The sequence below is a fragment of the uncultured Campylobacter sp. genome (assembly GCF_937973075.1).
Taxonomy (GTDB): domain Bacteria; phylum Campylobacterota; class Campylobacteria; order Campylobacterales; family Campylobacteraceae; genus Campylobacter_B.
In genome coordinates, this window is the sequence record NZ_CALBWL010000038.1 from 1 (window position 1) to 13189 (window position 13189).

The following is a 13189-nucleotide window of genomic DNA, read 5'->3' on the forward strand; positions in this document are numbered from 1 at the left end:
GCCTCATCTGAATTAAATTTCGCCCCGCCCGATCTAAATTCTATATCCTCGGATCGGAATTCCGCCCCCCGAATATTAAATTTCGTTTTGTCAAATTTCACGACGCGACCGGGCAAAATTCCAAGCCCGCTGCGCGCGCCGAATTCCTCGCTTTGTTCAAACAGAAGCTGCATCCCAAGGCAGATGCCTAAAAAATATCTGCCGCTTGCGACGAACTCTTTGATCGCAGCGTCCATACCGCTTGCGCGAAGCCTCTCCATCGCCTCGCCGAATGCGCCCACGCCCGGAAGCAGAGCCTTATCGCAGCTCAAAAGCTCCTCGGGGCTGCGCGCTAGGCAAAATTTAGCGCCGCAGAAGCTAAGCGCGTTCATCACGCTTTGGATATTGCCCGCGCCGTAATCCACGATACCGATCAAGCCGTACCCTTCATATCGTTTAATCGGTGCGAAAACTCGGGCACGATACGCTTTAGCTTATCCGCGACCTGCACGTCCTCGCACTCCGAAAGCTCCTCGATCTGCGAGTTTAGCTCTTGTAGGTCGTATTTTGCGGAGTGGGTTACGAATATGGATTGGTACTTCGTGCTCTTGTCGTTTTCGTCGATCAAAAGCTCCTCGTAAAGCTTCTCGCCGGGACGCAGACCTACAAATTTAATGCCCAGCTCCTCCTTGCCGGCAAGCTGCAGCATTCGCTTGGCAAGATCGGCGATCTTTACGGGCTCGCCCATATCCAGCACGAAAAGTTCGCCGCCCTGCGCGATAGAGGCCGCTTGAAGCACCAGCTGGCACGCCTCGCTAACGAGCATAAAATATCTCGTAATCTCGGGGTGCGTAACGGTAAGCGGCTCGTTCGCTTCGATCTGGCGTTTAAATTTAGGGATAACGCTGCCGCTTGAGCCGAGCACGTTTCCGAAGCGCACCGCGACGATCTGCGTGTCGCTTGCCGCGTCATTGGAATTTAGCGCGTAAAGCTCGCAGATGCGCTTCGTCGTACCCATAATGTTCGTCGGTCGCACCGCCTTATCGGTCGAGATCAAAACGACCTTTTTCGCGCCATATTTTTTGGATAGATCGATTACGTTTTTTGTGCCGATGACATTATTTTTGACCGCTAGATGCGGGTTAAACTCGCATAGCGGCACGTGCTTATACGCCGCTGCGTGCACGACTACTTCGGGATGAAATTCTGCAAAAACCTCCTCCAGCTCATGGCGATAAACGACGTTTATCATCTTTAACTCGTTGCGCGCGTCCGCGCCCGTAGCTTCGTTAATCGAGTAGAGGTTAAACTCGCTGTGCTCGACCATGATAAGACGCTTTGCGCCGAATTTTAAGCACTGCTTGCAAATTTCGCTTCCTATCGTGCCGCCCGCGCCCGTTACTAGCACGATCTTGTCTTTGATAAAATTTTCAATCGCCTTGGTGTCGAGGTCTTTGGGCTTGCGCGCGAGCAGATCCTCGATTGATACGTCGCGGATCTTTTTGCTCTCATCCTCCAAAAGCGAAAAGAGCTTGATATCCTTTAGACCGTATGCAAAAAGCTCGTCATAAAGCTCCTTCAGCTCGTCCGGATACAGCGCCAGCGCGATGATCGCGGTTTTGGCGCCGCTATCTTTGATCATCTGCGGAATTTCGCTCTTAGCCCTGACGACGTAATTTTCGCAATACGTCCCTACTAGCTCAGGCCGCCCGTCCACGACGCCCACCGGATAGTAGTTGATATATTTTTGCCGCATACCTTTTAGGACGTGAAAGGTCTTGCTCGTAGCACCCACGACGATGCAGGGCTCGTTATTCGTGATATTTTTCTTCTCACTTAAAAACATCCGCTTTGAAATTCTAATCCCACCGATTAAAATAAACGAGATTGCCGCATCGATGATGATGACCGAGCGCGGGAAGGGGTTAAAAATTTTACTCGCTAGAAAGAATAGGATCAAAAAGGTAAGCGCCGCCATAACGTGCGCATAAAAGAGCTTTCTCGCTTCATATAGGCCGAAAAATCTCCACGGAACTAAATAGATCCGTAAAAACCAAAAATAGAAAATTTTAATCGCCGTAAGACTCGAGGCGCTAAGCAGCGCGCCTTTATAGAATTCGTTGGGTATATCTCCGCTAAATCGCAGCAAAAACGCGATGTAAACGGAGAGGATCGAGATAAAAATATCTCCTAGCAAAAAAAACGCGAAGCGGCTAAATTTAGTGGGTTTTAACAGCATCAGATGTTTTCTTTTACGATTTTTACGACGCGCTCGATCGTCTCGTCGCTCATATCGGTACCGCTAGGAAGGCAGATGCCGCGACTAAACATATCCTCGCTCGTGCCGTCAACTACGCTAAGTGCACCCGCGAAGATGCTTTGCAGATGCATCGGCTTCCAAAGCGGACGAGATTCAATGTCGGCTTTATTCAGGGCGTCGATAACCTTTAGATGGGCATTCTTTTTCTTAAATAGAAGCGTCGTAAGCCATCTGTTGCCCTCGCCGCCTTCTACTTCGGGCATAAACTCCACGTCGGTGCCTCTAAACAGATCCTCGTAAATTTTAAAAATTTCGCGTTTTCTTTTCACGCGCTGCGGCAAGACCTCCATCTGGCCTACGCCGATAGCGCCTAATACGTTGCTTAAGCGGTAGTTATAGCCGTAGTCCTTGTGCTCGTAGTGAAGCAGCGGCTCGCGCGCCTGAGTGCTTAAAAATCTAGCCTTGGCGATTAGCTCCTCATCGTTTGAGATCAGCATTCCGCCGCCCGAGGTAGTGATGATTTTATTGCCGTTGAAGCTTAGCGCGCCGCATTTTCCGATACCGCCTAACGCCCTGCCCTTATAAAATCCGCCCAGCGCCTCCGCGGCATCCTCGATGAGATCGATATTTTCATTAGCGCAAATTTCGCATATCTCATCCATCTTCGCAGCCTGTCCGTAAAGATGCGTAACGACGAGCACCTTTGGCTTTTTCGGCGATTTTTTGATCGCTTCTTTAAGCAACTTCGGACTTAAATTCCAACTCTCGTCGCTATCTATCAGCACCGGCACGCAGCGCTCGTAAAATATCGGATTTAGCGACGCCATGAAGGTAAACGTGGAGCCAAGCACCACGTCGCCGTCCTTTGCGCCGCTGCAGCGAAGCGCTAGATGAAGCGCCGCCGTGCCTGCGTTTAACGCTAGCGCGCCGCGCGTGCCAGTATAGGACTTCACTGCGTCTTCAAAGCGATTGACATATTCGCCCAAAGGCGCGATATAGTTGCTTTCAAATACCTTTTTTATATACTCAAGCTCATCGCCGCCCATATTCGGCGGGCTTAAAAATACTCTTGCCATCTTCATCCTTTCTTAATCTTTAAATTTAACCTCACGCGACGCAAGGCTAAATTTAGCTTTCGGCATAAAATTTAAATGCTCGGATTTTATCACTTTTAATGCTATAAATTTTAAATTCAGCTATTTTTTTTTAATCACACGAGCGGGCACGCCTACGGCTACGCTGTCGCTAGCTATGTCGCGCACGACCGCAGCACCCGCGCCGATTATGCAGCGCTGCCCGATACTTAGCCTCTGAATGACGCTAGCGCCGATTCCAATGTGCGAAAACGCTCCCACCTTCACGCCGCCCGCAAGCGCCGCGTTTGGGCTAATGTGCGCAAACTCGCCGATCTCGCACTCGTGCTCGATTACGACGCCAGAGTTGATTATCGCGCCGCGACCAATTTTGGCTCGCGCGTTTATCAGGGCGCCTGGCATTACCACCGCGCCCTCGCCGATAGCGGCGCTTGGGCTGACGATGGCGCTTTGATGAATTAGCGTCGCTATCTCAAAACCGGCGCGCGCTACCTTCTCTTGGATCTTTGCGCGGGTTTTATTATCGCCGATTGCGATTATTACGGGGTGCTTCGGCAGATCCTCGCTAAATTTCAGCCCCGCTGCGTCGTCTAAAAAAATGACCTCGCTAAATTTAGCCCCACGTGCGGCTAGCGCGACATCCGCGACCACCAGCCCGTGTCCGCTTGCGCCGTAAACGTAAATTTTAGTTGTGCCCATTAAATTTCTCCGTCGTCGCCATACCCTCTTTATTCACACCCTCTTTCGCAAGCACCTTTTTTATCGTTAAAAGTGCGATCTTAAGATCGAGCGCGAAGCTTAAATTCTGCGCGTAATACGTGTCGAACTCAAATTTTTTCTCCCAGCTGATCGCGTTGCGACCGTTTACCTGCGCAAGCCCCGTTATGCCCGGGCGCACGCTGTGCCTAAGGCGCTGCTGCGGCGAATAAAGCGGCAAGTATTCGATCAGCAACGGTCGCGGCCCGATGAAGCTCATATCGCCCTTTAGCACGTTGAAAAGCTGCGGCAGCTCATCCAGGCTTAGCGCGCGGATCTTTTTGCCGTAATCGTTCAGCCGCTCTTCGTCTGGCAGAAGCTCGCCGTCCGCGCCGCGCTCGTCGCTCATCGTTTTAAATTTGTAAATTTTAAAAATTTGCTCATCAAACCCAGGGCGAGATTGCGTAAAAATCGTGCTTTTGCTAATGTGCTTGCGGATCAAGAACCACGTAAGCGCCATCACGGGCGAAACCAAAATAATCAAAATCAAAGCCGCCGTAAAATCAAGCGCGCGTTTTAAAAAGCTCTTATACATCGATAAATTTCCTATAAACCTCTAAATATTTTTCCGTGACGATCTTTTCGTCGTAATTTGCAAGCACCAGCTCGCGCCCGTTTCGTCCAAGCCTTTCGCAAAGCGCGGTATCGTTTAATAAAATTTCGATCTTTCGCGCAAGATCCTCCGCGTCGCGAGTGCGGCAGATTAAGCCGTTGACGCCTTCTTGCACCGCCTCGACGCAGCCGCTGCAGTCGCTCACCACGCAGGCTCGCGCCATGCTCATCGCCTCTAAAACCGTGCGCGGAAAGCCTTCCTTGTAGCTAGGAAGTGCCAGCAAGTAACTAGCCTTCAAAAGCTCCGGCACATCATTTCTGGCACCCAGATAATGCACCGCACCGCTTCGCAAAAACGCAGGATCGGCGGTGCTTTTATTGCCCGCAAAGCCCTCGCCTACGAAGACAAATTTCGCATCCGATCGATCTTTTAAAATTTCTGCCGCTTCGTAGAATTCTCTCACGCCCTTATGCCACATCGCGCGAGCTATCATCAGTACGATCTTTTTGCCGTGCAAATCCTCGCCCAGATCCGCCGCACTAACGATTTGGGGGTTGAATCTTTCAGCATTTACGCCTACACTTTTAATCCTTATGACCTTTTGCTTCGCAATAAGCCCGCGAGATAGCATATAATCGGGATCGGCATCGTTTACAAATACGCAAGCATCCGCCTGCGAAAATGAAAATTTATAAAGCTTCTCCAAAACCGCTCGTACGAGCCTTGTTTTAATATCATCGTCGATATAAAAACTGCCCAACCCCTCGACTAAGTTTATCACATATTTTATACCCGCCTCTCGAGCCGCCAGCGTACCAAACACGTTTGATTTGTGCGCAGCTGTTTGCAGCAGGTCCAAATTTAGCCTCTTTAACTCGCGTGCAAGGGCTTTGGTGTTGCTAAATACGGTAAGCGGATTTAGGCTAGCTCGATCAAGATCGTAAGTTACGGCATTAAAATCGCGTGCTAAATCCTGCGTATAAGCGCCGCGAGGAGCGATTGCAAAAACCTCGTGCCCGCGCTCTTTTAAAGCCTGCATTATCGGGCGGCGAAAGAAATGTAAGCTCATATCGGCATGGCTTAAAAACCCTATGCGAGCCATATGCTGCATTCCTTGCTTGGCGTTGCGAGATTAAATTTCATAAATTTCTCCTTAGCTTGCGGCAAAATTTTATCTAGCGCTTTAATTTATAAACTTTCACAGCAGGGCTTAAGATCACAGGCTCGAATAGCTCGGGCCTATATCTTTCAAATACAAAAAGCTGAATGTAGCTCGAGTTTAGCATCGCTCTATCCATCAGCAAAAACCGCCCGTAATCGCGCATGAAAACTACGTAAAATTGCGCGCTGCTGTCCATATTAAACTCTTTTACCGAAAGCTTGCCGTTCGCGTCGTAGCTCGTTTCATAAAAGGTATTGATCGCGAATTTTCTACCGCTATACTCTAAATTTAAAAGGCTCGGCGAGATCGAAAAGCCGTTGTCCATATGCACGCCGCTTTGATCCTGAACGAACCTATCGCTCGTTATGAAAAACAGCTCACTTAGCTGCTTGCCGTCGGTGATGTCGATGTTTGAAAACTGCGTGACGACGGGGAAGATATTCATCATGCGATCGGGCAGGATGTAGTAGATGTCGCGCGTAGGCTTCGACGGCTTAAAATCGGCCAGCCCCAAGCTTAAGATAAAATCATTTACATCAGTCGCGTTATAGTCTTTTAAAATTTGCTTTAGCTTGTTTGGAATTTTTTCGCTATATCCGCGCTCGGTGTATTCGACATCCAGGCGCGCCATATTTGCAGAGCTCATCTGATCTTTAAAAAGCGCGAAGCTAACGGGAAAATTATCGTTGCCGAGATGTTTGCCGCCGTCGATAAGGGTTTTTACGTCGCTGTAATAGCGTATGCCGTATCCGTAGTCCCACCAAGAAAGAGCGTAATCCTCGCGCTGTGCCTTATCTTTGAGCTCATCTAGCACCCGTACCTCGCTTTGATAAAAGACCGTATCGACCTTGTACGAGACGATGTGCTGCCACGCGGGATAGATCGCAAGCGCCGTCAAAATAAGCAGTATCGCGCGTGCAGCGATCTTTGGCAGATCCAAGCGCTTTACGCAAAAATATAAGATATATCCGAAGCTCAGTCCCATCACGCCCACGGCATAGATCGTAAATCTAAGACCCGCCTTGTTCGCCGCAAAGCCCAAAAGCAGAAGCGGGATCGAGAGCAAAAATTCCTTATGCCTAAAGCAAAGCACTACGTATCCGATCGCCGCGATCACGAAAACTGCGACGTGTGAGCTGATGCGCTCCATAAAGATATTAGTTGGCACAATGCCTGATTCTTGGATTGTTTGATTGACATTGAAAAAATGAAATGCCGTATCGGCGTTGTCCGCAAAGGAACGGAAGATATAAAATTTCGCCTGAAAGATGATCGGGCTAAGACCTCCGTTTGCGACAAAAAAGACTACGGCAAGTGCGCCGATAATCGCTAAAATTTTAAAATTTAATAGCTTTCCTCTAAACGCAAAGAGCCAAAATAGCGCAAGCGAGATTAAAATTTTAGCTACCAAAGGCGTGGAGCAAAGCGCGATCAAAAAGATGATCATCGCTTCGTAATTTACCGCACTCTTTCGCTTAAAAATCAGCGTGTAGGCGAAAAATACGGCAAGCATCATGGAATTTAGCGAGAAGCTTGAGGGATACCACCACATATAAAATATCACAAACGCGCCCAGCCAAAACAGCGTGCTACGCGAGCCGCGCGTGCAAATACGGATGAGTGCCCACAAAATGCACATCGCAAGCACGATATTTAGCATATCGGTGTCGTAATACCCCGCCATAGTGCGGTTGTAGTAGCTATTCGCCACGCTCGCGACAAGCGCGCCGATGAAGCCTGCGCGCATGCAGCGAAACTCGCTTGAGATCAGCAAGATCGGCACTACGATGAGCGAGCTAAACAAAGCTGGCAGATAAACGAATATCGTCTCGATTTTAAAGGGCAAAATTTCAGCCAAAAACGCCGTCACGATCGAAAGCGGTGCACTAAAGTAGCTAAGATCGTTGGGCTGATGAAAGCCGGCGAGGCGATCGCGCGCGCCCTCTGCAAAGGCATAGCCGTCGTTTGTGTTTATCATCAGCTCGCCATCCCAAAAAAAGTAATTCACAAAACCGCTCGCCCAGTGCACCCACCACATGCGAAACGCCACGCTAAAGGCAAATGCGAACAAAATCATCAGCAAAATATGCTTGGAAAACTCATAATTTTTTATGAAGCCAAAAATTCTGCGCCTAGCAGGAAGCGCGCCAGCTGCCTGATTTTTAGAATTTTGGGAATTTTCTGCTGTGGAGTTTTTAGAATTATCAGAATTTATGCCGTTTGTAGAATTTAAAGCGCTTGCGGAATTCGCATTTTTAAATTTAGCCAAATTAGCGGCTTTTGCGGAATTTTTATTTGTAGAATTTGCAGCGCCAGCGGAATTTTTATTTGTAGAATTTTTGCTCGTGGAATTTGCAGCGCCCTTTAAATTTGAGTTTGTAGAATTTGTGCCTGCGGAATTTTCAGAATTTACCGAGGTAGAATTTCGTCCGCTTGATTTTTTAGCCTTTTTGGATTTTTTTTGTACTCGCATTTTTGCAGAAACAGCGCGCGCTTGATCGTCGCTTAAATTTTTAGCGCCGGCGTGCGCGGAATTTTTATCGTTTTTAAGTACGGCGTCCTCGCTACCCTCAAGCTCGGCATTTTCGCCGCTAAAATTCTCTCCGCCATCCGCGGAATGCTCTGCGTCAAAATTTCCCTCACTAGCGAAATTTTCGCTTAAGGCAGCTTCGTTAGCACCCATTGATTGCGCGCCTTTTTGATCGTCCGATCCTTCGTCGATCTCTCTGACGCTAAAAGCCTTTTTTTCTTCACCCACGCCTATTTTCCTTCGTCGATTTGTTCTATTTTTGCGATCAGCTCGCTTGCTATCCGTTTTTTATCGAAAAACGAGGCTCTAATTTTAGCCTTTTTCTCATAAAATTTTACATAATTTTCATCATCCAGCGCTTTTTGCATCGCCGCTTGGGTGCTTTCTAGATCGTTCACGCCTACCAGCACGCCCCATTCGCTCTGCCCCAAAAGCTCGCGCGCGCCGCTTTGATGATCGCTTGAAATTACGAGCTTGCCGCACGCAAGAGCTTCGATGAGCGCGTTTGAAAAGCCCTCAAAAAGGCTTACGAAGACAAACGCGTAGCATCTGGCCATATATTTATACGGGTTTGCGTCAAAGCCCAAAAGCTTCACGCGGCCGCTTAAGCCCAGCTCCTCTATCAGGGCCTCAAGTTCGGCTCGCAGCACGCCGTCGCCCAAGATCAGCAGGTCTTTGTCGTTATTTTTTAAATTTGCATATGCGCGGATCAAAAGCGCGTGGTTTTTGCCCGCATCGAGCCTGCCGACGCTTAGGAAAAACGGCCGCTCCTGCGCGATAGGCTCTTGCGCTTTGCGACCGATCTCATCCAAATCGATCGCGTTGTATAGCACGCTCATCTTGCGCTCGTCAATTCCGAAATTATCCGCCAGATCGCGTAAATTTCCAAGCGAGTTGGGGAAGATAAAATCGGCCTTCGGATAGAGCTTACGCAGCAAAAGCTTTGAAATTTTGGATTTAAAGTTCGGCTCTTTATACAGCACCGACGGCGTTGAGCATTCGTTAAAAATCATCGTTCCGCGCAGCCCGTAAACTCGCGCCAGCGCCGCTACGTAACAAGGGCGGTTCATCCAAACGAAGTGGATGTCGATACCTAGGCGCTCGCATAGCTTTTTGTATCGCAGCGCCAAAAACGGCAGCTTTGCGAGCTTCAGCAGCCCGTTTTCAAAAGGGGCTGATTTTTCGATGAAATGGATCTGCACGCCGTTTGGAATTTCATAAAAAATCCTCTCGTTCATCAGCACCAGATGCACTTCGTAGCGTGCCGTAAGCTCGCCTAAGAGGTTGCTTACGACGCGCTCGGCGCCGCCACCGCCCATCGAATAGATAAAAACGCTTAATTTCTTCATCCCTTTACCTTTTAAATATCGCTGCCGCGCCTAAATTTAAGCTTTGCTCACGCCTTTTTATGCGAGCATACGCCGCTCCGTTTTAAATTTAGCGCATTTTGCGCTGCCCCAAGCGGCTAAATTTCATCGCGCGATGCGGCAAATTTAAACGCGCCGTTTTGCTCGGGCGCAAGAGCCTATCTTAGCACACCGAAGTTTAAATTTAATCCCTGCGCGCCGCTAGGGCATCGACAAGCGGCTGCTATTTGCGCGCAAACCGATCAATCAAGCCCTGCCAGAGCTTAATGATGCGCTCTTGCGAAAACTCGTCTAAATTTTCATTTGCATTTTGCACGAGAGCGTCTCGCAGCGCCTCATCGCTCATTAAAATTTCAAGCTTGCTCGCAAGCTCATTCGCATCGCCGCGTTTAAACAAAATGCCGCTAAAGCCGTCCTTTATGAGCTCTTTTGCACCCGCTGTGTCGCTGCTAAGCCGTGCGCAGCCGTAAAATGCAGACTCGATCAGCACGTTTGAAAGCCCTTCATTAAGCGAGCTTAGCACAAAAATTTTGGCTTCTTTATACAACTCGCTCACGTCCTGTTTGTGCCCTAAAAATCGCACTTCAAGCCCGAGCCGCACCACGAGCTCGCGCAAGCTTTCGCGCAGCGAGCCGTCGCCCGCGATTAAAATTTCCCACTTCGCAAGCAGACTTTTATCGATCCTGCTTAGCGCGTCAAAGTAAATTTCATACCCCTTTACGGGCTCGAGCCTGCCGACGCTTAAAATCACGTTTCGCTTGGCGCCTTTGGTATCGCAGATCTCGCCGAAAAAGGGGTTATGCACGACGAAGCAGTTTTTAACGAATCGCGAATAGTATTCAAAGTCCGAGCGCGTAAGCACGGTAAGCGCGTCTGCTTTTTTATAGCACAGATCGCGCACGCGGCTAAAAAACCCGCTTCGCAGATAATCGTGCGCGTTGTGCTCGGTCGCGATGAGCGGGATGCCTAGCCCAAAGTTTGCGATCACGCACGCTACGTTCGTCCAGTCCATAAAGCTGATGATGACGCTTGGGCGCTCGCGCTTGAAACACTCGCGCAAAATTCTGTATTTATCGAGCTTGCCGCCGTCTTTATAAACATCCAGATGCAAAAATTTTATCTTTTCGCTAAATTTATACCTGCCCTCGTCGTTTTCCAAAATCGCGATCGTAACGTCGTTTGCGCGCGCAAAATGATTCGCCAAAACTTGCAGCACGCGCTCGGCGCCGCCGTTTCTAAGAGCCGCGATGACGAATAAAATTTTCATTTTAACTTCCGATAAATTTTATAAAATAGTCGCAAAAGCGCGGGATTTGCGTAAAACAAAACCATCATCAGCGTCTGCGTGCGGCTTGCATGCGCTGCGAAAAATCCAAAATCCAGCCGCTCGCGCACCAAAGCGTGCAGTGAGCGGATCTGATCCGCAGCTTCTGCAGCGCTTAAAGGAGAGCGGGGATCTGCGGTCTTTCTTTGCGACGCGGAATTTTGCTTAGAATTTCGCATATAATTTTGCTTGGCGGAATTTTTAACTGCGGAATTTTTACCGCATGCGCAAGATAAACTATCAGCTCTATGCAAATCCGCCTCTTTTGCCAAGCTGCGCGTATTAGCCTTGGAAGGAGAAGTCGCATCTCCATCCAAACCTGCGGCATCAAAGCTTGATTTGATGATTAAAAACGCCGTATTCAGCGCGGATTCGCAGCGAGTGAAATTAGCCTCACGCGCCAAGCTTGGATAATTCGCAGCGATCGCCTCAGTATAGCGGCGCACCGCAGCGATGACCGCTAGATGCCTGCGAGCGAATGAGTTTACGGTCGAGCCCGCCCTTACGCGATAAAAATATAAAATTTCATCCGTGCACGCCGCAATAGAAGCGTTAAAAATATCAAAAAATATCGCCACATCCTCATAGATCTGCCCCGCAGGAAAGCGCAAAGCAGCGAAAATTTCGCGAGCAAACAGCGCGCGCCAAACAGCGGTGCTAAAATACGGATCCTGCGTGCAGCTGCGCCTAAAAAGCTCTTGCGGCGATATTTTATATTCTCCTGCATTGGCATTTGAATTTGCAGCTCCTCCTGGATCGCTAATCTCTTTAGAATTTTGATTTTCTTTAAAATTCAAAACCGCCTTGAAATTATTTATTTCGCTCTCGTCGCTAAATGCCGCGTAGCCACACATAGCGATTTTGGTGCAAAATTTCTGCGTAAGATGAAAAAGAGTCTCAATCAAATCAAGGCTTACCAAATCGTCGCTGTCTACGAAACTGATAAACTCCCCGCGAGCGACATCTAAAGCGGCGTTTCGTGCACTAGCCTGCCCGCCGTTTAGCTTATGCAGCACTCGCACACGAGGATTGCGCGCGGCGTATTCGTCGCAAATCGCCTCGCTGCCATCATTTGAGCCATCATCTACGAGCAAAATTTCTAAGTTAGTATAGGTCTGCGCCGTGATGCGCTCCACGCAAGCGCGCAGGAATTCTTTGACATTATAAACGGGGATGATGACCGAGATTAGGGGATTTTCGCTCATTATTCCTCCCTGTGTATCGTAGCGGCTATGAAATCCAGCCAGCGTCGCCCGATCGTTTCAATTTTAAAGCTCTCTTCGCGCTTGGAGGCGTTTTGCACGAGTCGCTCGCGCAGCTTTTCGTCGCTCATTAGAATTTCAAGCTTTTTTGCGATGCTCGCGCTATCGCCTACAGGGCATAAAAACCCATCCACGCCGTCGCTTATAAGCTCGCTAGGACCTGCGATGCAATCTGTAGAAATTCTAGCGGTACCGAAAAATATACTCTCCATCAAAATATTGCAAAAGCCCTCCATCTTGGAGGTTACAACTACGATTTTAGCGCGTTCATATAAGCTTTCGATATCGCGCACAAAGCCGATAAACTGCACGTTTAAGCGCAGCTTCGCAGCTAGACTCTCAAGGCTCTTTCGCTCCTCTCCGTCGCCTGCAATCACCACCTTCCACTCTTTTAAAAGATTGAAATCTATAAGCGCAAGCGCCTTAAGAAGGACATCAAAGCCCTTATAGACATTAAGCCGGCCGGCTGCTAGGATGATATTTTCTTTAGGCGGGCGGGCCTCTTTAGCATGGCTAATCTCAAACATCGGATTAGGCATAATCACGCGATTTTGCACATATGTGTAATGATCCAGATCAAATTTACTAAGCACGCTAAGACCTGCAGCTCGCGGATAAAAGATCCGCTTGAGCGCGCGCCAAATCGGACTTTTTAAAAAGCGATGATTGGTGTGTTCGGAGACGATGATTTTCTGCCCGACTCCTAGATTTGCGATAAGCGTAAGGACATTGGTATTATCTAAAAACGAGATTACTACGTCAAATTTACGACTTTTTAGAAGCCTGTGCAAGGCCAAAATTTTATCATAGCGCTTTTTTATATTGCCAAATATTCCTAAATTGCCCACTCCTAAATCCAAGCTAATAAGCTCGATCTTATGATCCAGCGCGTAAAACGGCTC

Annotated in this window: 11 protein-coding genes; all 11 read right to left on the reverse strand. The window is 48.7% G+C overall.

All coding sequences use genetic code 11. From position 1 onward, the window contains the following. On the reverse strand, nt 1–416 hold a 416-nt coding region (hisH, locus tag Q0274_RS05170; RefSeq protein WP_298028170.1), incomplete at its 3' end, for an imidazole glycerol phosphate synthase subunit HisH. Then, a complete protein-coding gene (locus Q0274_RS05175; protein WP_298028172.1) occupies nt 413–2218 on the reverse strand; it encodes a nucleoside-diphosphate sugar epimerase/dehydratase in 1806 nt (601 codons plus the stop codon). The genes hisH and Q0274_RS05175, both read right to left, overlap by 4 nt. Beyond that, a complete protein-coding gene (pglE, locus tag Q0274_RS05180; RefSeq protein ID WP_298028173.1) occupies nt 2218–3315 on the reverse strand; it encodes a UDP-N-acetylbacillosamine transaminase in 1098 nt (365 codons plus the stop codon). The genes Q0274_RS05175 and pglE overlap by 1 nt, the downstream gene beginning before the upstream one ends. Nucleotides 3316–3435: 120 nt before the next feature. Beyond that, the gene (gene pglD, locus Q0274_RS05185; protein ID WP_298028175.1) at nt 3436–4032 is read right to left on the reverse strand and encodes a UDP-N-acetylbacillosamine N-acetyltransferase; all 597 of its coding nucleotides are present in this window, start codon (nt 4030–4032) and stop codon (nt 3436–3438) included. After that, nucleotides 4019–4624, reverse strand: a complete 606-nt coding sequence (gene pglC, locus Q0274_RS05190) for an undecaprenyl phosphate N,N'-diacetylbacillosamine 1-phosphate transferase (protein ID WP_297924287.1) — start codon at nt 4622–4624, stop codon at nt 4019–4021. The genes pglD and pglC overlap by 14 nt, the downstream gene beginning before the upstream one ends. Next, nucleotides 4617–5744, reverse strand: coding sequence for a glycosyltransferase family 4 protein (locus tag Q0274_RS05195; RefSeq protein WP_298028176.1), 1128 nt, complete (start codon nt 5742–5744; stop codon nt 4617–4619). The genes pglC and Q0274_RS05195 overlap by 8 nt, the downstream gene beginning before the upstream one ends. A 73-nt stretch (nt 5745–5817) precedes the next feature. Then, nucleotides 5818–8562 (reverse strand): STT3 domain-containing protein, encoded by a 2745-nt coding sequence (locus Q0274_RS05200; protein WP_298028178.1) that lies wholly within the window; start codon nt 8560–8562, stop codon nt 5818–5820. A gap of 2 nt (nt 8563–8564) precedes the next feature. After that, nucleotides 8565–9683: a glycosyltransferase gene (locus tag Q0274_RS05205; RefSeq protein ID WP_298028180.1), complete on the reverse strand. Its 1119-nt coding sequence runs from the start codon at nt 9681–9683 to the stop codon at nt 8565–8567. 241 nt (nt 9684–9924) lie between these two features. Further along, nucleotides 9925–10968: a glycosyltransferase gene (locus Q0274_RS05210; RefSeq protein WP_298028182.1), complete on the reverse strand. Its 1044-nt coding sequence runs from the start codon at nt 10966–10968 to the stop codon at nt 9925–9927. Beyond that, nucleotides 10965–12230: a glycosyltransferase gene (locus tag Q0274_RS05215; protein ID WP_298028183.1), complete on the reverse strand. Its 1266-nt coding sequence runs from the start codon at nt 12228–12230 to the stop codon at nt 10965–10967. The genes Q0274_RS05210 and Q0274_RS05215 overlap by 4 nt, the downstream gene beginning before the upstream one ends. Next, a partial coding sequence (locus tag Q0274_RS05220) for a glycosyltransferase (protein ID WP_298028185.1) occupies nt 12230–13189 on the reverse strand: 960 nt, incomplete at its 5' end. The genes Q0274_RS05215 and Q0274_RS05220, both read right to left, overlap by 1 nt.

What these genes read in the sequence shown, in the direction of transcription:
- Q0274_RS05175 (WP_298028172.1), bottom strand. Translation starts at nt 2,218, where the DNA reads ATGCTGTTAAAACCCACTAAATTTAGCCGCTTCGCGTTTTTTTTGCTA.
- pglE (WP_298028173.1), bottom strand. Translation starts at nt 3,315, where the DNA reads ATGGCAAGAGTATTTTTAAGCCCGCCGAATATGGGCGGCGATGAGCTT.
- pglD (WP_298028175.1), bottom strand. Translation starts at nt 4,032, where the DNA reads ATGGGCACAACTAAAATTTACGTTTACGGCGCAAGCGGACACGGGCTG.
- pglC (WP_297924287.1), bottom strand. Translation starts at nt 4,624, where the DNA reads ATGTATAAGAGCTTTTTAAAACGCGCGCTTGATTTTACGGCGGCTTTG.
- Q0274_RS05195 (WP_298028176.1), bottom strand. Translation starts at nt 5,744, where the DNA reads ATGGCTCGCATAGGGTTTTTAAGCCATGCCGATATGAGCTTACATTTC.
- Q0274_RS05205 (WP_298028180.1), bottom strand. Translation starts at nt 9,683, where the DNA reads ATGAAGAAATTAAGCGTTTTTATCTATTCGATGGGCGGTGGCGGCGCC.
- Q0274_RS05210 (WP_298028182.1), bottom strand. Translation starts at nt 10,968, where the DNA reads ATGAAAATTTTATTCGTCATCGCGGCTCTTAGAAACGGCGGCGCCGAG.
- Q0274_RS05215 (WP_298028183.1), bottom strand. Translation starts at nt 12,230, where the DNA reads ATGAGCGAAAATCCCCTAATCTCGGTCATCATCCCCGTTTATAATGTC.